This is a genomic window from Neobacillus sp. DFD-2R, assembly GCF_057747865.1.
In genome coordinates this window covers 3,271,050-3,294,572 of sequence record NZ_CM173228.1, presented here as the reverse complement: position 1 = coordinate 3,294,572, position 23,523 = coordinate 3,271,050, and the positions used below count along the sequence as shown (strand labels likewise).

21 protein-coding genes and 3 pseudogenes are annotated in these 23,523 nt (G+C 38.1%); 18 read left to right on the top strand and 6 right to left on the bottom strand.

What is annotated here, in order from left to right; translation table 11 throughout:
* Window positions 1-41: 41 nt before the first annotated feature.
* On the bottom strand, window positions 42-485 hold the full coding sequence (locus tag AC3ANV_RS16570; RefSeq protein ID WP_488309790.1) for a hypothetical protein: 444 nt from the start codon (window positions 483-485) through the stop codon (window positions 42-44).
* A gap of 252 nt (window positions 486-737) precedes the next feature.
* Between AC3ANV_RS16570 and AC3ANV_RS16565 the strand changes: the two genes are divergently transcribed.
* The 10 genes and pseudogenes from AC3ANV_RS16565 to AC3ANV_RS16520 all read left to right on the top strand — a co-directional run.
* Complete coding sequence (locus AC3ANV_RS16565) at window positions 738-923, top strand: DUF2187 family protein (RefSeq protein WP_488309789.1); 186 nt, start codon at window positions 738-740, stop codon at window positions 921-923.
* A gap of 343 nt (window positions 924-1,266) precedes the next feature.
* Window positions 1,267-1,572 (top strand): hypothetical protein, encoded by a 306-nt coding sequence (locus AC3ANV_RS16560; RefSeq protein WP_488309788.1) that lies wholly within the window; start codon window positions 1,267-1,269, stop codon window positions 1,570-1,572.
* Window positions 1,573-1,918: 346 nt separating this feature from the next.
* On the top strand, window positions 1,919-4,225 hold the full coding sequence (helD, locus tag AC3ANV_RS16555) for an RNA polymerase recycling motor HelD (RefSeq protein ID WP_488309787.1): 2,307 nt from the start codon (window positions 1,919-1,921) through the stop codon (window positions 4,223-4,225).
* 427 nt (window positions 4,226-4,652) lie between these two features.
* The gene (locus AC3ANV_RS16550; RefSeq protein WP_488309786.1) at window positions 4,653-5,063 is read left to right on the top strand and encodes a hypothetical protein; all 411 of its coding nucleotides are present in this window, start codon (window positions 4,653-4,655) and stop codon (window positions 5,061-5,063) included.
* Between the two features lie 112 nt (window positions 5,064-5,175).
* A complete protein-coding gene (locus tag AC3ANV_RS16545; protein ID WP_488309785.1) occupies window positions 5,176-5,514 on the top strand; it encodes a YolD-like family protein in 339 nt (112 codons plus the stop codon).
* A 336-nt stretch (window positions 5,515-5,850) separates the two neighbouring features.
* A pseudogene (locus AC3ANV_RS16540) lies at window positions 5,851-6,370 on the top strand (GNAT family N-acetyltransferase).
* A gap of 385 nt (window positions 6,371-6,755) precedes the next feature.
* On the top strand, window positions 6,756-7,790 hold the full coding sequence (locus tag AC3ANV_RS16535) for a M28 family peptidase (RefSeq protein WP_488309784.1): 1,035 nt from the start codon (window positions 6,756-6,758) through the stop codon (window positions 7,788-7,790).
* A gap of 269 nt (window positions 7,791-8,059) precedes the next feature.
* On the top strand, window positions 8,060-9,286 hold the full coding sequence (locus AC3ANV_RS16530) for an NAD(P)/FAD-dependent oxidoreductase (RefSeq protein WP_488309783.1): 1,227 nt from the start codon (window positions 8,060-8,062) through the stop codon (window positions 9,284-9,286).
* 202 nt (window positions 9,287-9,488) lie between these two features.
* Window positions 9,489-9,626, top strand: a complete 138-nt coding sequence (locus tag AC3ANV_RS16525; RefSeq protein ID WP_488309782.1) for a hypothetical protein — start codon at window positions 9,489-9,491, stop codon at window positions 9,624-9,626.
* A 178-nt stretch (window positions 9,627-9,804) separates the two neighbouring features.
* Window positions 9,805-10,038 (top strand): annotated as a pseudogene (locus tag AC3ANV_RS16520) (thermonuclease family protein); the annotation flags it as partial.
* Window positions 10,039-10,136: 98 nt separating this feature from the next.
* On the opposite strand, the gene AC3ANV_RS16515 reads toward AC3ANV_RS16520, so the two are convergent.
* The 3 genes from AC3ANV_RS16515 to AC3ANV_RS16505 all read right to left on the bottom strand — a co-directional run bounded on the left by AC3ANV_RS16515 (window position 10,137) and on the right by AC3ANV_RS16505 (window position 13,538).
* Window positions 10,137-11,264, bottom strand: coding sequence for a coiled-coil domain-containing protein (locus AC3ANV_RS16515; protein ID WP_488309781.1), 1,128 nt, complete (start codon window positions 11,262-11,264; stop codon window positions 10,137-10,139).
* 839 nt (window positions 11,265-12,103) lie between these two features.
* Entirely contained in the window at window positions 12,104-13,141 is a 1,038-nt protein-coding gene (locus AC3ANV_RS16510; protein ID WP_488309780.1) for an extracellular catalytic domain type 1 short-chain-length polyhydroxyalkanoate depolymerase, read from the bottom strand.
* 136 nt (window positions 13,142-13,277) lie between these two features.
* Complete coding sequence (locus AC3ANV_RS16505; RefSeq protein ID WP_488309779.1) at window positions 13,278-13,538, bottom strand: HPr family phosphocarrier protein; 261 nt, start codon at window positions 13,536-13,538, stop codon at window positions 13,278-13,280.
* A gap of 450 nt (window positions 13,539-13,988) precedes the next feature.
* On the opposite strand from AC3ANV_RS16505, the gene AC3ANV_RS16500 reads away from it, so the two are divergent.
* Window positions 13,989-14,327: a YolD-like family protein gene (locus tag AC3ANV_RS16500; RefSeq protein ID WP_488309778.1), complete on the top strand. Its 339-nt coding sequence runs from the start codon at window positions 13,989-13,991 to the stop codon at window positions 14,325-14,327.
* A gap of 154 nt (window positions 14,328-14,481) precedes the next feature.
* Here AC3ANV_RS16500 and AC3ANV_RS16495 read toward each other — a convergent pair.
* Window positions 14,482-14,616, bottom strand: a pseudogene (locus tag AC3ANV_RS16495) (fumarylacetoacetate hydrolase family protein); the annotation flags it as partial.
* Between the two features lie 99 nt (window positions 14,617-14,715).
* Between AC3ANV_RS16495 and AC3ANV_RS16490 the strand changes: the two are divergent.
* Window positions 14,716-15,984 carry a glycosyl hydrolase family 18 protein gene (locus AC3ANV_RS16490; RefSeq protein WP_488309777.1) on the top strand — a complete coding sequence of 423 codons (1,269 nt, stop codon included), beginning with the start codon at window positions 14,716-14,718 and terminating at the stop codon, window positions 15,982-15,984.
* A 306-nt stretch (window positions 15,985-16,290) separates the two neighbouring features.
* The gene (locus tag AC3ANV_RS16485) at window positions 16,291-16,947 is read left to right on the top strand and encodes a 2OG-Fe(II) oxygenase (RefSeq protein WP_488309776.1); all 657 of its coding nucleotides are present in this window, start codon (window positions 16,291-16,293) and stop codon (window positions 16,945-16,947) included.
* Between the two features lie 73 nt (window positions 16,948-17,020).
* On the opposite strand, the gene AC3ANV_RS16480 is transcribed toward AC3ANV_RS16485, so the two are convergent.
* Complete coding sequence (locus AC3ANV_RS16480; protein ID WP_488309775.1) at window positions 17,021-17,788, bottom strand: DUF3891 family protein; 768 nt, start codon at window positions 17,786-17,788, stop codon at window positions 17,021-17,023.
* A 267-nt stretch (window positions 17,789-18,055) separates the two neighbouring features.
* Here AC3ANV_RS16480 and AC3ANV_RS16475 point away from each other — a divergent pair, with 267 nt between their 5' ends.
* The 5 genes from AC3ANV_RS16475 (at window position 18,056) to AC3ANV_RS16455 (ending at window position 23,274) form a co-directional block, all read left to right on the top strand.
* Window positions 18,056-18,640 (top strand): nucleotidyltransferase family protein, encoded by a 585-nt coding sequence (locus tag AC3ANV_RS16475; protein WP_488309774.1) that lies wholly within the window; start codon window positions 18,056-18,058, stop codon window positions 18,638-18,640.
* Between the two features lie 327 nt (window positions 18,641-18,967).
* On the top strand, window positions 18,968-21,127 hold the full coding sequence (locus AC3ANV_RS16470) for a xanthine dehydrogenase family protein molybdopterin-binding subunit (protein ID WP_488309773.1): 2,160 nt from the start codon (window positions 18,968-18,970) through the stop codon (window positions 21,125-21,127).
* Window positions 21,124-21,600 carry a (2Fe-2S)-binding protein gene (locus AC3ANV_RS16465; protein ID WP_488309772.1) on the top strand — a complete coding sequence of 159 codons (477 nt, stop codon included), beginning with the start codon at window positions 21,124-21,126 and terminating at the stop codon, window positions 21,598-21,600. The genes AC3ANV_RS16470 and AC3ANV_RS16465 overlap by 4 nt, the downstream gene beginning before the upstream one ends.
* Window positions 21,585-22,454 carry an FAD binding domain-containing protein gene (locus tag AC3ANV_RS16460; protein WP_488309771.1) on the top strand — a complete coding sequence of 290 codons (870 nt, stop codon included), beginning with the start codon at window positions 21,585-21,587 and terminating at the stop codon, window positions 22,452-22,454. Before AC3ANV_RS16465 ends, AC3ANV_RS16460 begins: the two co-directional genes overlap by 16 nt.
* 25 nt (window positions 22,455-22,479) lie before the next feature.
* Window positions 22,480-23,274, top strand: a complete 795-nt coding sequence (locus AC3ANV_RS16455; protein ID WP_488309770.1) for an XdhC family protein — start codon at window positions 22,480-22,482, stop codon at window positions 23,272-23,274.
* The last annotated feature ends 249 nt before the right edge of the window (window positions 23,275-23,523 follow it).

The following is a 23,523-nucleotide window of genomic DNA, read 5'->3' as shown; positions in this document are numbered from 1 at the left end:
TCTCATTTTTGTTGCTTAACTGCTTCAAGGCTGAGTAATCATTATTCTGATGAAATGACTGAAACACCCAAAATGGGAGCAATGGTTTTGAGATTACTTCGATTTTTCTTGATGAGTTCTGTAATTTTTGATTTATTCTTGTTAGAAAGGGCCTCATCGAGCTCATCGTATTTTCGATCAATCTGTTCTGCATATGATTTACCCTTTTTCGCCGTTAATGAAGGCAGAATGGCGTCGTGAAATTCATCATAAAGGTTACGTGAAAGAGTTTTTGCAGAATTATAATCCCCATTTGCTACATATTTCTCCATTGCTGCAAATCCATAAAGCAAATCTGAGAAGGGTGCTGTTAAAGAACGTGAAGCATACGTAATTTTTTGGGCTTGAATATTGTTTTGACTGTTGTTGTTCAGTGAATCGCCACAGCCTGCAGAAATAAGTACTAATAGTGTTCCCATAATGGCGATTAATATTTTTTTGCTCATTTTTTTACTCCTTCATTGATAGTAAATGGCCGAAAGAAGACAAATCTCTGCAAATTGATTTATCCAGTCCTTTTCATTATTATCCCCATTAAATATCTTTTTTAATAAACGGATTACAAGTTGTACCACATTTTATTTAAGAAAGGACAGAATAAGAGCAGAAAAAACTTTGGGAGAGAGCTAAATTTTGAACAGATGAAGAAACGTATTTTTCACCTGTTTTTGGATATTATAAATTCGAGGTGATGGAGAATGGCCACGGCAAAAATTGGTGATGTTATTTCCTTTAATCGTGATGGAAAAAACTTTGAAGGGGAGGTTTCAGCCATAAGGGAAAATTCCGTTATGGTCCAATATGGTTATTCAAAAGATAAAAATGAACCTCTTATCACCATTGTTAATCATAAAAATTACAAAATTAAAAATTCAAAAAAATAACCTTAATGAATCTGAAGTTTAATAATGATAAACACAAACCCTGGTCATTTACTGAAAGCTATCATCCATAAAAATTGGATGGTGCTTTCTTTTTTGATTATTCAATTCTCTTATTAGAAAACGAATACCTATAGTCAAGTTCATTTAATGAATAAATCGGTACACAGAAAATTTATTTCAATTTGGTTGAACTTTAAAGAGATGGAAGAGCCGTTCAATGATCCTATAAATCAAGCAATAGTAAATATGATTGAAACATTAGCAAAAATGAACTAATGTTACTTTATAAGTTGTATAAACAGTCGTTTTTAACATGAATTTCGAGTATGAAAGGAGTACAGGAATGCAATCCACCATTGAAAAATTACAAAAGCTTCACACTTCTGCGCAAAAATTAGAGACGGTACTGCAAGAGGTTTGGAGCCTGATTGACGAAATAGAAGAAGATAATGAATTCAGCGACCTTTTGAATAAAGCTAAAAATTATCAATCAAAGAAGCAGGAGTCTGATGAAAACTTGGAGAAGCTTTCAATTCGGTTGACCGAATTCGAAAACAGTATGGGGCAAATTCCAGAAGACGGAACGGCAGCAGTAGATTTTGAAGATGCAGTATCAGAACTAATAGAATGGATAAAAAATAATAAATAGGCAGCCAATTTAGGAATCAACATTAAGTTTAATAAAGGACTAACCATTCACGGTTAGTCCCTATTCTTATATTCTATGTAAAATGGGATTAATAAATCTCTAATGAAACACAAAATACAAAAAGGTGTTGGCAGCAAAAGCATTCATTCTGGTTCGAGAATACAGATCTGATCGCATGAGGATCAGTCTTCATAATTATTTGAAAAAGCATACCAAATTATTGCTGGTGAAATAGAAAACGTGAAGAGCATAACAGGAATAATGGACCTTGACTAGAATAAAAGTTTTCGTTAATCTTAATATCCCATGTTTCCATAGTTGAATAGTGAGGTGACTAGTTAAAAGGATGAGTGCCAAAGATCAAGTGTCTGTCCGTGACCATAAAGATTATCAACGAGAAGTGGAGCGTTTAGAGTTTACCAAGGAATATATACGGACCGTTTTAGAGATTTCTAAGGGGAATAAAGAATTTTTTGTTGAAAATATGAAACAAGCGTTTGCTGACTTAGACAATCAGGATAGTAGTGCAAGTTACACGGATCTCCTCGCGAATGCAAGCTTTCTTGAATTAGCTGAAAGTGAACTGAAAAGGTTAGAAAGCGTGATTGGCAAACCATATTTTTCAAGAATCGATTTTACAAACGATAGTAGTAAAAGTGAAGAAATTTTGTACATAGGCAAGGTATCACTGTTTGACCGTGTGACCCAACAGCCCATTATCGTGGATTGGAGGTCACCGATTGCCAATGTGTACTATGACGGCAGACTAGGAAATGTTTCTTATGAAGCATATGGGGAGACTCAAACCGGGTTCTTATCGTTAAAGAGGCAGTATGAAATCGTCGATGGCTTATTAAAAGAAATCAGAGACATCGATTTGACCACACACGACGAACTTTTGCAAAAATCATTGTCAGGAAAAGCTGACAATCGCTTAACAGAAATCGTTGCGACCATTCAAAATGAGCAAAATGAAGTGATCCGAGCATCACTGAAACACCCCATCATCGTTCAAGGGGCCGCGGGAAGCGGGAAGACAACAATCGCACTCCATAGAATATCCTACTTTCTCTATTCCTTAGGGTTTAAATTTCCTTCAGAAAAATTAATGATACTCGCACCAAACCGACTTTTTATTGATTATATATCTGCCGTATTACCTGAACTAGGGGTCAACAAAATTAATCAAACCACCTTTATTGATTTTATGAGAACTTGCTTAGGGCAGAAAATAAAACTATTTTCCGCTAATTCTAAGCTAATGAAGCTCCTTGAAGGAAACGGAAAATCCAATTCGATGAAATGGGTCTCAAGTTTTAAGGGTTCACTCGAATTTAAGGAAGTAATCTATAGTTATATAAAAGAATTGGAATTAAAACTCGCCCCTGAAGAGGATTTTATTGTAGAAAAATCTATTCTCATGAAGGGAAAAAAGCTCAAAAAGCTATTTTTACAAGAATATACCTACTTACCAATCTATAAAAGGATCGGAAAAATAAAAACCTTATTAGAAGATGATTTGAAAAAGAAGAAATCCATCATGCTATCAAAACTCAATACTAAATATGATGATGCTTTAGAAAAGATTCTTTTTAGCAGGAGGCTGCAACCGGAAAAAAGACAGCATAAAGTGGTTGACCTCATGGACATGAAAGAACAAAGAAAAGCGAAGGTGGAGAAGGAATCGAAGACAGCGGTAAAAAAATATATGGAACCGTTTGTCATGAAAGATGTTTTTACCTTATACAAGGAATTGATGTCCTCTCCTGAAAGGATAAAAGAGCATTCAACTACACTCTCTGATCAGGAATGCAGAGTTCTAAGTAAGTATTGTCAGCGGATTTTTGCTAGAGGTGCATACGAGCTGGAGGATTTAGCTCCGTTATTTTATATGAAGGCCAAATTAGAAGGCATTGATGAAAAATATAAAATGCGTAGTATCTTCATTGATGAAGCGCAGGATTACAGCTATTTTCAATTTGCCGCATTAAAGGAAGGCTGCGAAACAGACTTGTTTACCATTGTCGGAGATTTAGCACAAGGCATTCATTCCTATCGCGGCTTGAATAGTTGGGGACCTGTATTGAAAGATATTTTCCCAAATGCGAATTATCAAGCCTTGCAAAAAAGCTACAGAACAACCGTTGAAATCATGAATTTGGCAAATGATATCCTGAAGCTGATCGACCAAGACTTGCCAAAGGTCGAACCCGTCATTCGGCATGGTCAAAAACCATTGTTTAAAACGATTGACCCTGCTAATCTGGAATATATTAAGCTTCAGCTAGAACAAGATATTGCCTCACTGAAAGAGGAAGAGCTTCACTCCATTGCGATCATTGGACGAACCGACAGAGAATGTCAAAGAATCCATCAAATCCTAGAAAAAAGTCATCTTCCCATTCAATTAGTAGAAGAAAAACAGGATATGAAGAAGGGACATGTGGTGATTGTACCTTCTTATTTATCAAAAGGGTTAGAGTTTGATGCCGTTTTGATAGTATGCTTGGAAGAACCATACGGGGAAGTAGACTTGGACATCAAATTGTTGTACGTCTCTATGACAAGACCGATGCATCGATTGTATTTATATGGAAGAGACTCTTCAGATTTTTTACTAAATAGGGCGGATTCAACCCATTTTGATACTTGAAGTGAGGAAGCTTTCGGCCAATCAGATAAAAAACAGCTTGACTACGATGCCAGGCTGTCGTTTAATCAGTTGGCGCAAATCGTTTACACGAAAAATTTTTTTATGAACCAACAATTAACAATTAACCAAGTTTTTATATAATAGACGCCATTTTCTTGATTTAGAAATGGGTATACTCGCTTCTTGGTCTGCATTGATGCATTCTGACATTGAGTACAAATTTGAAAATTAACGCACTGATCCGCATTTACAGTACGAGTGCGATAAAGCTATTCTGCTAACTTCCGGAAATAGATACGATCACCATACGAACCAAAAGACATGACGTCACCTTACATGGTGGCTTTTTTTTATTTTTCAAGGTTTGTCCAAGAACTCTATTAATTCCAGAATAATAGTACTAGCTATAAAGTGAGGTGATATGTAAATGTTAGATAGAAGAAATGAACCTGGTTGGGCAGATCAAAGAGATCGTATTTGTAACTGTAATGGAGTAGGTCAACCGAATGAAGGATGTTGCTCGGGATCACGTCTAAGAGACGAAGGTATAAAAAGAACAAACGCTCCCGGAGTATATTTTGCTGATGCTGACCTCCAGTGCGCTACCATTTTCTGTACTGGTAGGGACCGAAATATTATTTATGAATGGAGTTTGACTCCGATTTCGGGAAATCCAAGAATAGTAGGAAATCCAAGAATTGTAGATGATAACAGAATAGAAATCGCTGGAACAGGAACTTTTGATTTGCATGTAAGAGTTACGTTTCGTTGTAATGTTCCTGGGATTGAAGCTTTTGTAAGCTGTGTCAGAACAGCTACCGTAAGATTCACTCAGTAATTCCCTTAAATTATGCAGTTGTAATGAGAGTGGCTGAAAAGTCGCTCTTTTTTTATTTTCATTCATACGGAACATTCGTTCGCGTATAATAAGAACGAAGGAGATGAACGTTATGGCTAATCGCGATCGAGGCGTTAAGAAATGGCAGACCGCCTTTTTTATGCCTGAACAATTCAAGATGATGCGAGAGTATTGGAAGGATGAAGAGCGGCAGCCTAAACCGTTAATTGACGAATATAAAATGGAGGTGTTTGACCAACGGATATGGTGTACGATGGAATGTAATCTGGAGGTAAAGATAACAGTGTGGGACGATGGGTTTACGTTGGATATATCGGGCCACGTACACTATATCGATCCTATTACGCATCAGCTTCGTATTGAAGTTAAGCCTGGCGTGTTTGAGCGGGTGTCATTCGAGGATGTAGCCGGAGTTGTTGTCTTAGATTAACGTAGTATTACACGTATCCGAAACTCAGGGAGTATGCCTATTCTATACATAAACGGTCGAGCTGGCGATGGGAATAGTTCGAGTCAAAACCAATGGATTTGGTCTCTTTTAAAAATGATCCAATCAAATTATCCGAAAAATTAACCTCATTTTCAAAAAAATTCAAATGTAACTTACCATTTTCATGGTTCTAATCTTATAATAATCCCTTGATTTTTCGACATGAACCTTGCTTATTCATTGCCTAAATCAAGATATTATACAAATTCATGTCAATAAATTAGGATGAACTTATATAGTTTTAGGTGTAGGGTTCAATTTGGAGGAATGATGGAAATGTTGAAAATACGAAATGTAAAAATGGAAGATTTACGTGAACTTGTAGTCATCGAACAGCTTTGTTTTACGAAAGAAGAAGCTGCGACGAGAGAAGCATTTGAAAAGCGAATTAAATTTATTCCGGATAGTTTTTTTGTAGCAGAAAAAGATGGTGTGATTGTGGGTTTAGTCAATGGACCAGTTATTGATAAATCATTCATTACAGATGATTTATTTAGCGATCTAAAAGCAAATCCCGGCGACTGGAGGTCATCAAAGCGTTTTAGGATTAGCAGTGTCTCCACATTTTCAAAAACGAGGTGTGGCAACAGCGTTACTTGCTCATCTTGAAAAAGAAGCAAGAGAGAAAAAACGTGAAACGATTACACTCACTTGTAAACAGAACCTCATTCACTTCTATGAAAAACATGGATACCTCAACATCGGTGTTTCAAGTTCAAAGCATGGTGGAGCCATTTGGTATAACATGAGTAAAATTACAGTGAAAGTTTTACCGTCCCTAAATAGAGAAATATAGTAAGTTATTTCGAAAAATATTTTTAGAAGTACTTAAAAACTTGGTTGATAACACCAAGTTTTTTATCGTTTTGGAAACTTCCTCACATTCATGCTTATTCACGGAAGGTTCGGACTAAAGTGCCTTTGGATTTGCCAAACTTGTCCGAAGTAACCACAGGTTCGGACTCGATTTTCATTGATTTCACCACGCCTGTCCTAAGTCGCCTCTTAGTGAGGACAAATTAGTACGGATAGAGCAACAAAGTTTGCGAAAAAAGCCTTTTATTAAAAACATTGATTACCACTTTGGTTCAGGGTATGTAAAGTACGTTTGTACCGTAAGTATAATGATGAGATTATCGATAAATAATGGATGCTGCTAATCGAGATAAGGAGGTTATTGGGTGAAAAATGAGCATATACAATTCATACAGAAGCTTTCCAATCCAAGCCTTAACGGGAGAGTTCCCGGAACAAAAGGCCATGATGCTGCTCGAAGACTTATCGTAGAACAATTTGAAAGATTGTCGCTAACACCATTAGTCGATAAGGAATGGGAACAAACCTACACAGCTTTTAATGGACAGATTGGCCGAAACCTGATTGCCGGAAAAAAGGGGATCGGCGAAAAATGGTTACTTTTAGGTGCACACTATGATCATGTACAGGGCTGTCCAGGAGCAAATGATAACGCCGCTTCCATTGGTATTTTAATGTCTGTACTTGATTCATTAAAAACAACTAAATTAACTATTACGATTGTTTTAGCCATCTTTGATATGGAAGAGCCAAGATACTTCATGACCAATAGCATGGGGAGTATTCAATTTTATCATCAGTCTCAAAAAATATTGGACTATGATAAATTTCTTGGAGCATTCATTTTAGATTTATGTGGTCATAATGTCCCTGTAAAAGACCGTGAAAACGCCTTGTTTGTAATTGGAGCCAATACTTGCCCAATTCTTTCAAATTCCATTAAATTTGCGCAAAGAAATGTAAAGGATCTACAAGTCTATCGCTTGAGAAACCGAGAATTATTTTATTTATCCGATAATTACATCTTTGATAGACGCAAAATTCCTAACTTATTTTTTACTTGTGGTCATTATGCCTACATGCATACTCCTGAAGATTCATTTGAAAAACTGAATCTAGGTAAAATCTCGAAAATCGTTTCCCTCATTATACACAGCGTTCTAAAGATCAACTCACAATTTGATAACAAGAGTGGTCAGTCATTACTCCCATCCGGTGACGTTCCTCTATTTAATCGTCAATCTGAAGCAGCTGAGCTAGGACGATTTTTGAAAGTCGAACTCGATTCCCATCATAATCTTGATCGTATTTGTGAAGTGTTAATGAGAGAAATCTCGAAAGGTCAGATGATTAACCCGGAAAAAATCAAATTAACGTTGAAAGCTATAAAGTTACTATAACAGTTCAACGAGGCGAAAATGGAACGAAATGAGTAGAAGCCTGTCCCTCTGGAACTTGGAACTTGACTAGGATAAACGTATTGATTAATCTTAATATCTTTATTAGAGAAGTGCATGATCAGGGTCTTATCGTTTAACCAAACGATAAGACCCTTTTTTGCATGGTTTGTGGTGGCATAAGGATTAAGAATAAAATGTTTGTATTTTCATATTTTGTATAGGGACATCTTAAGCACTACTTAATAATGAAAAATGGAGTGATGATTGCCATGAATAAGAGGTATGATGTGATTATTACAGGAGCGCGGTGTGCCGGGTCAAGTTTGGCGATTTATCTTGCCAAAGCAGGTTTTCAAGTACTGCTCGTGGACCGGGCAATATTTCCATGCGACACGTTATCGACTAATACGTTTTTCAATAACACAGTGGCCCTACTTCGGGAAATCGGTGTTATGGATCAATTACTTGAGACAAATGTTACACCTGTTCGCACAATCAAATTTCAGTTTGAGGATACAGTGATTGAAGGTCCCATTCCAGTGGTCGTTGGTGAGGATACGGGATATTGCATTAGAAGAACTTATCTTGATCATATACTTCTTAAACAGGCAAAATCCTATAAAAATATTACCGTAATAGAGGGATTTCGTGTCACAGATGTGGTTTATGATGGTGAAACCGTGGCGGGAGTGAGAGGGGAAGATGGAAATAAAAGGGAACATGAGTTTCTTGCTCGACTGGTAGTCGGGGCAGACGGAAGAAACTCGACAATTCGTAAACTAGTAAATAGTCGACTCAAAATCAGCAGCCCTTCCACTGTGGCGGTCTATTTCGGGTACTTCGCCGGTTTTCCTCAGGATTCTGCTCCGAAATTTGAGGTGTATAAAAGAAAGGATACGATGGCGATTCTTTTTCCAACGAATGATGATTTATATGTCGTGGTTGCGAATTTCCCATTAGAAAATAAGAGTTTACTAGCCAGCTTCAAAGAAAACCCTGAAACCAGTTTGCGTCAACTTTTAACCGTAGATTTTCCAAACACCACGATAGGGGCGCGTTTAAAGGATGCGAAACTGGCTGAACCAATCAAAGGACTGATCGGCTATGATAATTACTGGTACCAGGGGATGGACAAAGGCTGGGCTTTGGTAGGGGATGCACTTTGCTTTAAGGACCCTGCCATGGCCCAGGGGATCCATGATGCGATCAGGGGAGCTCAGATATTGGCAGATATCTTAATCAAAAATGATGGTCAAACCAACCAAGAAAAAATGGCTGAGGACTATCAAAAATCGATGGAAGCCGAGTTTATGGTTCGTTTCTATATGGGCTGCGAGCTATCCAAGAATGAACCAATCACAGAACAACAAGATGTGGTAAACAAGCTCATCAGTGTCCATCCTTCAGCAATCGAGAAGTTTTTGGGAATCTATAACTATGCAAACGAACCAGCTGATTTTGAAAAAGAGCTTGTAAAGATTATGGGGTCGATTTAACGATATCTGAATGGGGTCCTAGAAAGACTAAAGAACTATCAACTTATATTTTCGGGCTGTCGACAAGTTGCCGGTCGTTTTTTGTTGGTTTTCCAACCTAAAATCTTAATATATGATTACTTTTAAAAAATGCCCGGGCACATATTTTAACATCCGTCATATAGTTACTTTTGTGAAGTTCGTTAGGAAGGAAGAAAGAACAATGAATAACTCTCAATTAATAACATCAAGGAAAAACGAATGCAAAAATGGAGGCGATGGATATAAAATTATTGAATTCAATGTATCTGATCCAGCCGAAAGTTTATTTGCAGTGGTCATTCCTATTAAAAAGCAATAAGAGAAAAAATCACAACTAGTAATCGTTTTTATTTTGATTTTCATGTTCTCTGACGGAGCAAAAAAACATTCCACCATAAACAGCATTTTAACTGCCAAATACAGTTGTCAATGATGTATGTACGACTTTCCATATTTTAATATTTTGATTGATCCTAAAAAAAGCGCTCTAAATTGTTAGGGATTCCTACGGCAGGTTGCTTGCCTATGTATTTGTTGATGGAAAATCTGTTCAAGAAATGCTGTTAAAAGAAGGGCTTGCACGAGTAGCGTATATTATCAATCCTCCATTTAAATATCTGACAATCTATAGGGAAGATGAAAGTCTAGCCAAAAGGAGTAAAATAACTATTTGGAGCAGGAAGGGCTATGTTTCGAATTGGGGATTTAATGGATGTACCATAGATCATTAAAACAGAATGAGAGATTAATTTATTCATATTGGGTATGTCATGACTGTCATAGTATGATAACAAAAGGACCGAGATTCGGTCCTTTAATTGTTTAGCTATTAATTTATAACTCGTACTACCACGCCTTTGAAATGCTGCGACCAATATACATTGGACAAGCTTGCAACTGCTACACCTGTCGAGCTTTGTGAACCAATGAAGTTTCCTCCGCCAATATAAATGCCGACATGGCTATTTGATGCATAAGTATCAAAGAACACAAGGTCACCAGGCCTCATTTGACTTGCAGGTACACGTACTCCATCTCCAAGCATTGCGCCTGTATTCCAACCTAAATTTATACCTGCTTGAGAGTAAGCCCAATGCACAAAGCCAGAACAATCGAACATGCCGTTTGCAATATCGGATGCTGTTCTACCTCCGCCAAACACGTAGACAGATCTGCCAATATATTTATACCCTGCTTGAATTACAGTGCTGATACTGCCGCTTGATGGAGTGCTTGTAGACGAACTTAAAGCTGCAGCTGCAGAATGTTGTTCTTGATCCATCAAATTTGCTAGCTGATTATAGCCATCCTGTTGCTGTTGTTGAAGAGTTGCCTGTTTAGCCTCCTGTTGGGCTTTTTGGTCAGCAAGCACTGCCTTCATTCCATCCAAATTTGCTTTCAACGAAGTAAGATCTGCAAGCACTTTTTGCACAGATGCCTGTTTTTGTTCTAAAGCTTGTTTATCTGTTTCCTGTTGGGTTAACAGGTTATTATCAGCTTCTACCAACTGTGCGACAGCCCCAACCCGGTCAACAAAATCTCTAAAGCTAGAAGCACCCAATAAGACATCAATATAACTGATATTGCCGCCAGTCTCTTGTATGGACCGAGCCCTCTTTTTTAACACATCATTTCGTTGTTCAATTTTTACTTGAAGAGCGGAAATTTGTGTCTGAAGCTGGTTGGCTTCATTACTTTTATCACTTATTTCCTTCTCTGAGGCAGCTATTTTGTTATTATTTTCAGTAATAGCCTGATTAACACGATCCATTTGTTGTTTAACAGCAGCAAGTCCGACTTTAGCTTGTGAAATATTTAAATCGGCTTGAGAAGTACTTTGTTGAGTATCAGCTTTTACCGTTGGAATTGAAATTGCGCCACCTAAGCCTAGCATGATGGTCGTACTTAAAATTGTAAGCTTCTTTTTCAAAAATTTCCCCTGCTTTCTCCTTGCCAAACTACTAATCTTATAAAGATAATATTTAATATTATTTAACATTCTTTTATGTATTCTAGCTGAATTAGCATCGAACCGTAAATTTCATGCGAAATTTGTTCTGTTTTTCAAAAGTATAACATCATCATTTGTCAAATAAATAATAGGAATATTTCATTTGAATTACACTCATTAAATCAAGACTTTACGGCATTCTATAAAACTGAATGTTCGACAATTTCCTTCCCCACCATCTTATTTTCTAGATATTTCCAATTTTTTGGACAAAAAAATGCAAAGGACTTCCATTGGTAGTCCTTTGCATGTAGGAATGATTTTCTAAGGGGGTCACTTAGAAAGTTAATGATAATAACAATTTCTTTTGTTAATAAGAGGAGAATGAACCATATCATTCCATATTAAAAGACACTCATTAGGTGTCTTTTAGAAGCATGTTGGTTGAAGGTGATTTAATCCATATTATGCCTTGAAACATAAAAAGAGCAAGTCATAGTTGTAAAATTTCTGTGAAGGTGTCAAGACTTGCTCTTTTTATTTAAATTGTTCAAATTGTGGCTTTTTTATGTATTTTGGGAACTTTTATGAAAATGCCAAACCATTGGGGCGTACTATTTCGACTGATATAGAGTGGTTCTCAGTCAGAATGCTGCTGACCATTCAATCGTGAAAAAACTAATGATGAAAATAGGAAGATTTTCATATTAAAAGGATGAATTCCTTCACTGATGGTGTGGATGTTGTGGCGGACGTTAGGTTGATACGGGACCTAATGGAAAAAATCAATGAGAAGTTCGAATTATCACGTTAAAAGGTTATATCGGCTTATTCATTGACACAGATTATATGATGAATAGTTTTATTCTTTTGAAAAGCTTCGCTATAAGTCCACGAAAAAAGTTCTTTTTAGGTGTTTCGACCAGATTTTCAAGATTTTCAACAGGGCGCTGATGATGTTTGGTTAAGAAATTCCAGATAATTTCTGTTGCATTTGGGCCTAATGGATCTGTATGTGATCCATTCGAACTCCCACCAGGCCATGCGTGTCCCATTTGATCGATTATCCAAAGTTCCATTAAACGTTCACCGTCCCCATCACTGTATACAGATTGAGTACAACTTTTTCCGTTGATAAGATCTGATTTTACCTGGAGAGGTGTAATATCAGCTCTTCCTGTACCACCTTCTATAAGAAAATTAGTTTGGGCCCACTGAATGATCACTTGCTGTCCATTTATGGGATGTACAATTGTATCGCAGATACCATGGAAAACAATGACAGGCATTTTCTTCTTGAACTTTCCCATTTCCTGAAAGGCGCTATTACCGCATGCATAGGGGTCCGAAACGCCTTTTTGCATGCTTTCTTTAGCTGCTTTAGCCATTGGATCAGTTAGAAAAAATACATTAGCAGCATCATAGGGAAGTCCCGAACACACTCCGATACCACTGAATACATCTGGATAAGTAACTCCAAGAATGCAAGCAAGTGCCGCACCTGCAGATAAGCCAGCTGCATACACCTTTCTTGAATCAATGCGGTGCTTACTTTTAACTTCATTAATGATCGCATTAATTAACTTGGGATGTCCCTCTCCACGGTGCTGATTTTTATCTAAAAACCAGTTCCAGCAGCCAAAAGGGTTATAACCAGCCGGATTCAAAGGATTCAACAGGTGATTCATATCAGGATAGAGGACGAGAAAGTTTTCCTTTTCAGCAAGCTCGTTCATATTTGTTCCAGCAGCAAAATCATCCGGATTTTGTTGACATCCATGAAGCATCACCATCAAAGGAGTCTCTTTTTCTGCTTGATATTCACTCGGAACATAAAGTTTGTACCTAAAATCCTGATATGAAAAATCTAGAAATTCTCCCAACTCAATCAACCTCCTTAACGTAAACTACCTTTTCCCTAATACATCTACTGGTTCCTACATGTACCCAAATATATCATTTTTAATTTACATCAATTAGTAGACTCGTAAGTTATAGAGGCATAGAATTCGCCTGAGATTATATTCTTTTTAAAGCCAATAAAGAAGTTATGTGATCTATTGCTTGTTCAGCATCATTACCCTCCGCATAAATATTCAGCTTTTCTCCTTTTGAAATCATTAATATCCTAATACTGAGAGAACTTTTTACATTTATTTGAAGATTTTTGTATTTAAAGAGGATATAACTATTGAATCGATTTGCTTCTTGAACCAATTGTATTAATTGATCATGATGATAAAAATCCTGTGTCAGTTTAACAGGAACCTCTTTTTTCATTTTTATCACGACCTAAAACATAGATTTATTATTATTTTAAATTCGATTCAAATACTGTTATAGAAAGTTTATAGGTGATTTTTACATATATATGTATTACTATAAATTGGTAAGTAATTTAATACAATAGGGTTTTTTTGTAGAAAAATGCTTTTTATACTGTATTTTCTTTATGAAGACCGTTTTGGAATATCTTTTAATGATCTTTATCTACACTATTATTGTGTAATTGGTATAAACTTTTATCGGAGTTCTTATGCGAATAGAACACAACTGGTATAAGATGAAAGAAGCCTTTAGCAATGGTTAAAAGCAACCAATGAGAAATAATCGTAAGATTCACCCGGTCAGGTTGTATTTGTTTATCAGAGTGGCTAAAAAAAGTCGCTCTTTTATATTTTTACTCATACAGAACATTTGTTCGTGTATAATAATAACGAGGTGATCGTTATGGCAAATCGTGATCGAGGCATGAAGAAGTGGCAGTTCGCCTTTGGAATGCCGGAGCAAATAAAGATGATACGGGATTATTGGAAGGATCAGGAGCGCCAACCTAAACCGTTAATTGATGTTTATGAATTCGAAGAGTTTGATCAGCGGATATGTTATGCGATGGAGTACCATCTTCCGGTAAAGATAACGGTCTGGGAAGATGGTTTTACGTATGAAATTACAGGCCATATTCACTACGTTGATCCGATTACGCACCAGCTGAGAATGGAAGGTAGACCTGGTGAATTTGATCGGATTCATTTCGAGGATGTGGTCGGAGTAGTGGTATTAGATTAACCGTGCTTTAGTTTATTTTGATTTAAACAAAAGGCTCTGTTAAAGCTAATGCCGATTAGTAAAAAAATATAAAACTGAATTAAGACAATTTAATAAAACAATCACCAAAAATGTTGTTATCCCATTTTAATGACAAATGATCTCCGTCAAAAACCTGTCCAACGCCTTCTGGAAGGGCATGAGTAGGCTTCGAAAGTAGAAAAGGGGTAGTTGGAACCTCATTGTTTAATTCTTTTGCATGAGCTAGATAATTTCGGCCAACACAATAAATATTTCTGATTTCACTCATATTCAATCCCTCTTTCAATAGATTTGGTTTCATACACTTCACATTCTAAAGAATATTATCACCACTAGCCAATAAGATGTTTATGAAAGGGGTGATGGGATGGCTGTTCATGTCGTTGGTACTGGTGAAAATCTGTGGTCTATATCCAAGCTGTATAATGTTTCAATTCATTCAATTGTTAGTGTAAACGGGTTATCATCTACCACAGCAATTGTTCCTGGTCTTGCCCTTTATATTCCAGACAATTCGCTGCCAATCCGTGCTTATCGGATAAAAACGGGTGATCACGTTTGGAAATTAGCCCAACAATTTAACTCTAATCTTTCCTTGATAAGTGCTGCTAATCCGGGAATAGATATCAATCACCTTCGTATTGGCCAGGTCATTTACATTCCATCATCCATTAAGTTGGAAATTACGACTCTCGGGTTTATTGTTCCTTCAGAAGAGACGACAACACTTTCTATAATAGATTCATTATCCAGTCAGTTAACCTATTTAGCGATCGTAAATTATTCATTTACTGATAAGGGTTACGCTTTTAGAGTAATAGATGATTCCGCCATTATTACGAAGTGCAAACAAGTAAACATTACACCATTATTAATGATCCGAAACTTTACGACCGAAGGGTTTAGTTCTGAGCTGGCAGGAAAGGTTCTGGGAAATTCAACCTATCAAGAGAATTTAGTAGCAAGCATCGTCAATCTGACGACACAGGGAGGGTTTGGCGGTGTAAGCCTTGACCTTGAATTTATTCCTCCGGCAAACCGTAACGATTTTAGTTTGTTCTTAGAAAAATTAAAGGAACAATTAGGCGGACTCCTATTACATGTTAACGTTCACGCCAAAGCAGCTGATTTACCGACGAATCGGATTGTCGGGGCTTATGATTATACGGCAATTGGAAATGCGGTTGATCTTATGGCGGTAATGACGATCGATTATGGCTATCCGGGTGGCCCGCCCGATCCGATCTCACCAATTGGCTGGGTAGAACAAGTGATTAACTACGCGCTAACTCAAGTTAATCGACAAAAACTGTTAATGGCTATGGCGTTGTATGGATATGATAAAGTGGTCACGACGAATGAAACTCAGGCATTATCAGTGCTCGCTGTACAAAATCAAGCAATAGTAAAGGGAGCACCGATTCAATTTGATAATACAGCTAAATCACCATGGTATCGTTATTGGAGCGGCACAAACCAGCATATTGTCTGGTTTGAAGACATTCGAAGCTATATTGAAAAGTATTATCTTATTGATATTTACAAATTAGTTGGGACAACTTTTTGGCAAATCAGTTTGCCGGCACCACAGAATTGGGCGTATTTAAGTAAAAATATAACTGTTCTAAAAATATAGAGATTGAAAATATTTAAGGAAAAACAGTTGACCAATCCGAAAAACGGAATTAGTCTACTGTTTTTTGTTTGTTCAGCGTTTTCGGTTGTAAAAAACCAAGTGGAAAGGCTCCAATTCTCTCCTGAGTGCCGAAGCAGCAGCGATACACTACTTCAACAGGAAGATCAATTTTCTGAATTGCGTCCTCCAGACGCTTTTTGCCAACATCCCTAACAAAGCTCATGCACGAATTCAAGGTACTTTCAGCAATAGACTCCTCATATAATTATTTTGAAGATTAAAATAATTAAAGGGTTGAAGTGGACAATGGATGCTAAAGAATTAACTAGTAAAGAACAAACTATTTTTAATCACAATGGAAATAAAATTAAAACAGAAGATAGAGAAATTAACATCATTGCTAGATTAGAAGAACCACTAATCGTAGTTTTAGGAAATGTTTTAAGTGATGAAGAGTGTGATGCATTAATTACGTTGTCAAAAGATAGACTTCAGCGTTCAAAAATTGGGGATACACGTGAAGTAAATGAACTCAGGACAAGTAGCAGTACGTTTTTTCAAGAAGGCGAAAATGATCTTGTTGCTAGAATTGAAAAAAGAATATCCTCTATCATGAATATCCCTGTAGAACATGGAGAAGGGCTTCAAGTCCTTCATTATCAAATTGGTCAAGAGTATAAAGCTCATGTTGATTTTTTTTCACCTTCAAATAATGCAGTTAACAATCCCAGAATTAGCACACTCGTCATGTACCTAAATGATGTAGAGCATGGAGGAGAAACTTATTTTCCAAAACTTAATTTTTCAGTCTCTCCACAAAAGGGTATGGCGGTTTATTTCGAATATTTCTATAATAATCATACTCTAAACGAGTTAACTTTACATGGTGGTGCACCAGTGATCCTTGGGGATAAGTGGGCGGCAACACAATGGATGAGAAGAAAAAGAGTAAATGATAAATAAGCGGGGATAGATCCGTTGACAAACCTTATGTCAACAGACCTGTTCACCCGCTTTTTCCTATCTTCTATTAGTTTTATTTAATCGTAGCATTTAGATGGGAACAGGGAGTTTTTGTATAGGCTGATATTAGCCCGTTCGCCTTTATATCCTCTTTTTTAACTTCCTTAAATCGTAACTGCACATGGACTTCTTTCTCCAAAGGAGATACTGAGAGCGAGACCGTTTCTTGATCAGCCCATTGTACCTGGATTGGTTTATGATTGGCAAATGTGAATGAGGGGGAGATGCCGTCCTGATACCAGCGATGCTCTTTTTCTTTTTTAACTCCCGGTTCGTTTAAGCAAATATAGAGGGAGAGGTTGTCACAGAATTTTAATATGCTTTGATGATACAGTAACTGCTTTTCCTTCCCCATCTTACCTAATATCCCACACTGTTTTAACAGGTGCAGCCTTCTTGTGATTTCTTCCTCCACAAATTTCGTTCCGACTGGATTCTCTTCGTATTGAAGAAAGGAAGCATAATGTGAACTGCAAAGAAGACATGCATAGTGGCTCATTTTTTCTACTTCATCGATTCCCTTTTTGTAAGAAGCCACCTTTAAATCAAGGGGAAAATCCACAAAGGAGTACGGTTTTTCCTGGTTGCTATTCCATAAAGGAGCGGCATCCGGTTCGATCCATGCTCGATCATGTTCATAAATGCCAAGAACCACTTCTTCTTTTCTTTCCAATCCTAAAAAATATTCATCTTTCCAATTTTGGGCAATTCCCCCTGATATTTTGGCATGATCATGTTGAGTGATCATAATAAAGCTATGCTCACGTTCACGAATAATCATTTTCTCATCCCTTTCTGCAGATCTATATTTGGGAAATAAATCTATGAAGGTTCGGGAATCTTTTCGCAGGACTCATCAATGTAGTGTTCGCCGGCATCGATTTGATAATTATATATACGATCAAGCCACATGAGTAATGCTTTTAGGTTTTGAGTTGTTTTTTTGTACTTTTTCATTTTTTTTTGTATTATATCATCATTTTTAATTTGTAAAATAGTATTCTTATTAGTAAAAGGCAGACAAGATCTACCCTTGGAGGTGACTAACTTGGAAGCAATCATCTTAGCAGCAGGATATTCCAGCCGAGCGAATGCATTTAAAATGACGTTGCCATTAGGGCAAATGACCGTGTTGGAGCAAACGATATCTAAATTTGAAGGATTATGCAGAAGGGTAATCATCGTAGCTGGGTTTCAAGCGGAAATCATCCAAGAGGAAATGGCAAAAATCAGCAGTAAAAATACCGATTCATTTCAGCTAAAGTTTGTTTATAATGAAAACTTTAACCAGGGAATGTTTAGTTCCATTCAAAAGGGCTGCAATGAAGTAAATGCCCCAACCTTCTTTATAACACCCGGAGATTGTCCGCTTGTTAAAAAAGAGACCGTTCAGCTACTAGCAGAACAAAAAGGGAACGTAGTGATTCCCAGCTTCAATTATAAAGGTGGTCACCCCATCAAATTATCAAGCGAAGTAAAACAGAAAATCCTTGAAACCAATCCAAAAAGTAATTTGCGTGCGGTCCTTAACGGTTTCGAAAAGAAATATATCAATGTAGATGATCCGGGTGTATTAATGGATGTTGATACGCCGGAGGATTATCAAAAAGCCATGGATTATTATAAAACGTAAATTTCTCGATAGTTTTCAACGCAGCTTGATTCGATCAGCTTTCCAGGTCGAATCAAGCTGCATTTTTATTGTAGTTATTTTTTTACAGGTTGATTGAAGCGCGTAGCGCGAGCTTCGACAGAAATAAACAAGTTAAATTAAAATACATAGTCAAAAATTCTTACATAAATAGCTAAAGTTTCCCCAAATAAAAATATAATTAAAAACAACCAGTTCAAACATAAAAAATTGTTCATAAAATATCTTTCTTATTTATAAAATCGTAGGAAGAGGTTTCTATTAATAATATGTCCCCATTAAAAAAATGAGTCGAAGGGTGTTGTAGCAATGAGTCTCAAAGAGATAAGCACCTCAGTGCCCAAAAAGGACCATAAAGGTAAAGTATCGGGCCAGTTGCCCTATATTAGTGACGTGAAAGTGGAAAATATGGTTTATGGTGTCTTGGTTCGGTCGCCAATCGCTTATGGAAAAATTAAATCCATTCAATTGCCAAAACTTCCGGAAGGCTATGAAGCGGTTGGAGCAGAGCATATCCCCGGCCCGAATTATGTCAAAATTATCAAAGAAGATCAGCCCATTTTTGCCAATGAGTGGGTCAATTATATTGGTGAGCCGATTCTTATGCTCGTTGGAGAAGACCTGGATACCCTGTATAGTTTGCTCAATGATGTGAAGGTTGAATTGGAAGAGCATCAGGCTGTCTATACTTTGGACGAAGCGATTAAACAAAAATCCACATCCGGGGTAATGGCAAGCTATGAATTTGGGGAAAGCTTAGAGATCATTTCAGCAATCGAGCAGGGAGCCCACAAAATAATCGAAGAAGAATATGATACGGGTTATCAGGAGCATGTCTACCTTGAGCCACAAGGAATGCTCGGCATTTATAAGGATGATGAAATCGTCGTACAGGGATCGATGCAATGTCTTTATTATATAAAAAATGCGTTGCTAAGCGCTTTAGCCTGTGGCGACGATGAAGTCAGAGTGGTTCAAAGCCCTACCGGCGGAGGTTTTGGCGGTAAAGAAGATTATCCTTCGATGATGGCGTGTCACGTAGCGGTTGCTGCAAAAGCAGTCAAAAAATCGGTGATGCTCGTGTTTGACCGTTCTGAGGATATGGTCGTTACGACGAAAAGGCATCCGGCCAAACTCAACTATCGAACGGCCCTTGATAAGGATGGAAATATTTTGAGCATGTGTGTTGACGTTTTTCTTGATGGCGGAGCGAATGCGGGGTTGAGTTCTGTCGTGCTGCAGCGCGCCTTAATAAACAGTGCCGGTGTTTATAAAATTCCGCATTTTCATGCAAAAGGCTATGTTTTAAAAACCAATACCGTTCCGAACGGAGCCTTCAGAGGCTTTGGTGCTCCACAAAGCTTTGCCGGAATCGAAAGTCATATAGGACATCTTAGTAAACTGGCAAACATCGACTCACTTGAATATAAACGAAAATACCTCGTCAGACAAGGAGACCCCACCATCACAAAAGGTATATTCCGCGACCCAATATTAATGGAAGATATGATTGAGGATTTACTCAACGCGTCACAATACAAATCGAAAAAAGGGGAGATTCAACGTTTCAATCAACAAAGTCAGCGCTATAAAAAAGGCATAGGCACTTCGCTATTCCTCCACGGTTGTGGCTTTACAGGCAGTGGCGAAAGAGATCATATTAAAGCAACGGTGAAGCTGGTTAAATCAAAGGACGGCAAAGTAATGTTAAAAATCTCAAATTCTGATATGGGACAAGGAATTTATACGACGCTGAGTAAAATTGTTGCCAAAGAACTCGACCTCCCGTTTGACAGAGTTTTGTACCCTAATCCCGATACAAAAGAGGTTCCTGACTCCGGTCCGACCGTAGCCTCCAGGACGACGATGATTGTGGGAAAATTGCTTGAACGGGCTGCAAAAAAACTGAAGGCTCAGTGGCAACCAGGGATGGAACAGGAAGTAATAGAGAATTATGTTCACCGTGAAATGATTCCATGGAATGAGTTGACCTTCACTGGCGATGCCTACCCGGCTTATTCATGGGGTGTTAATATCGTGGAAGTAGAAGTGGATACGTTAACAGGGATTGTAAAGTTAGAAAAAGTATACGGCAATTATGAAGTGGGGAAGGTCATCGATGAACGGATTTTGAAAGGTCAAATTGACGGTGGTTTAGCTCAAGGATTAGCGTACGGTTATCTAGAAAAGATGACGTCAAAGCAAGGCAAGATCCAACAAAAAAGCATCTCGGATTATGGACCGCCGACTTCATTGGACGTTGTTCCAATTGCAAGCAGTGTCTTTGATAATCCCTATGCTGATGGTCCATACGGGGCGAAGGGCGCGGGTGAACTGACGTTAATCGGCGGCGCTCCAGCAGTCCAAGCTGCGATCGAGGATGCACTGCAAACGTCTTTTCAGCAAATTCCGATTACACCGGAAGTCATTATTGACAGTCTTTGGATGAAAGAAGGTGAAGAGGGATGATTAAATTTACGCTTAATGGAAGAACGGTAGAAACGGATGCCCCTGCCACTGTAAGATTACTAGATTTAATAAGAGATGAGTTTAAATTAATCGGAACAAAGGAAGGCTGCGGTGAAGGAGAATGTGGAGCCTGCAGTGTGTTTGTGAATAACCAACTGCAAAACAGCTGCCTGATTCCCATTGGCTCGATTGAGGTAGCCGATATTCAAACGATAGAAGGGATCATGGAAACGGAACAATTTAAGATTTTAGATGAGTGCTATTCCAGTGCCGGAGGAGTGCAATGCGGTTACTGCATTCCCGGGATGGTCATGGCAAGTGCAGCTTTGTTATCTAACAATCCTCATCCTTCAGAGGCTGAAATTCGTGAAGGTATTTCCGGAAATCTGTGCCGATGTACGGGCTACAATATGATTGTGGATGCGATAAATCAGGCAGCTAAAAAAGGGGACGGCTTATGGCAGAGAAAATAACCTCCTATCGCTTCGATCGTTTAGACCAAACGTTGAGCCAATTGAATAGAGAAGACTGTGCAATCATAGCCGGCGGCACCGATGTCATGGTCCTTCACAAAAGTCGAAGGGGAGTTCCACCGAAATTCCCTAAACCGATTGTTTTTATTGATCATCTTTCTGAGCTAAAGCAGGTGTATCAAAAACATAAGGATCTCCACATCGGAGCCTGCTGTACCTATAGCGAATTACTGGAAGATCCATTCATTCCACTACCATTAAAGGACGCAATCAAAACGATTGCGGCACCGGCCATTCGAAACAGAGGGACATTGGGAGGAAATATTTGCAACGCTTCTCCGGCTGGTGACACACTGCCATTATTATATGTATACAACGCAAAGCTTTTGCTGCGTTCTGTTAATGGTGAACGTGTAGTAGCGATTAGCAATTTTATTCAAGGTCCACGAAGGGTCGGGCGGGATCATAATGAAATTTTGGCTGAAATTATCTTGCCCTCCATAGTAGAAGAAGGTTCTCATGTCGTTTTTGAGAAAGTCGGCAACCGCAACGCAGATGCCATTGCCAAAGTATCGTTTGCAGGCTATATAAGGATAAATGGTGCTCTAATCGATGATGTTCGCTTTGCATTCGGAGCGGTCGGACCTACGATGGTTCGTTCCATTGATATTGAGAAGAAGTTGCTTGGGCATACCATACCATTAGCAGATGCAGACATCGCTCAGGTTGTGGCAGCCTTCGATCAGATCATTCGGCCAATTGACGATCAGCGCTCCACTGCTTTATACAGAAAAACAGTCGCCTTAAATCTTTTACGTTATTTTCTGAGCACGTCGCACTATCAACCGATTTAATGTTTAAAAAAGGGGGGAGCGATTCATGCTGCTGATGGAAAAAGTGGCCATGCTGACGCGTCAAAACGAAACCTTTGCTTTAGCCATGATTATTGAATCAAAAGGCTCGACTCCCAGGCATGTTGGAAAAATGATTGTCTATCGTGATGGTACGATTGAAGGGACTGTCGGCGGGGGATTGGCTGAACACTATATCATCGAAGAGAGTGTACAGGCGCTTCAAAAGGGACAATCGAAAATCGTTGAATACAAATTGAATAAACATGCAAAAGACGGAATTCAAATGAATTGTGGCGGAACGTTGCGGGTGTTTATTGAAGTCTATACAAGCAGGCCTGAACTTGTTCTGGCCGGAGCCGGTCATTTAGGCTATGCGCTCTCAAAGCTCGCCGATTTTCTGGAAATACCATATTGCGTTGTAGATGACCGGGTGGGTTATTGTACGAAGGAACGCTTTCCGAATGCAACCAACCTTTTTGTGAATGAGGATATTGGAAAGGCAATGCTTGCAGCTAACCTAAATGAAAAGTCTTACGTAGTGATTGTTACAAAAGATCGTGATGATATGGTATTAAAAACGGCACTGCAATTTCCGATTGCCTATGTTGGGATGGTCGCCAGCAAGCGCAAGGTCATAACCATATTTGAAAAATTAAAAAGTGAAGGCGTTTCACTAGAACAGTTGGAGCAGGTTCATTCTCCCATCGGATTGGAAATTGGCTCGGAAACAACACAAGAAATTGCAGTCAGTATTATCGGAGAAATCATCAAAGTAAGCAAGGAAACGAAGCCTATTAAAGAGAAACAATTAAATAGATAATTAAAATAGAAGAAAAAAAAGGTAGACGTCTTCACACAAAAAAGGTTTCTACCTTTATTATGATTTTTTTGATCTTTTGCTGATCGAATTGGAGTTGGTACATTAAGATATTAGTGCCAGGCACCATAAAAAGACATTTTAACATATTTGTCTTTTTATGGTGCCTGGCACTTTATATGAGTGGCTCATATAGCCACTGCTAGGTGCGATTCCCCCGCAGTCCCGCCAAACTTAAATTCCAGTTACAAG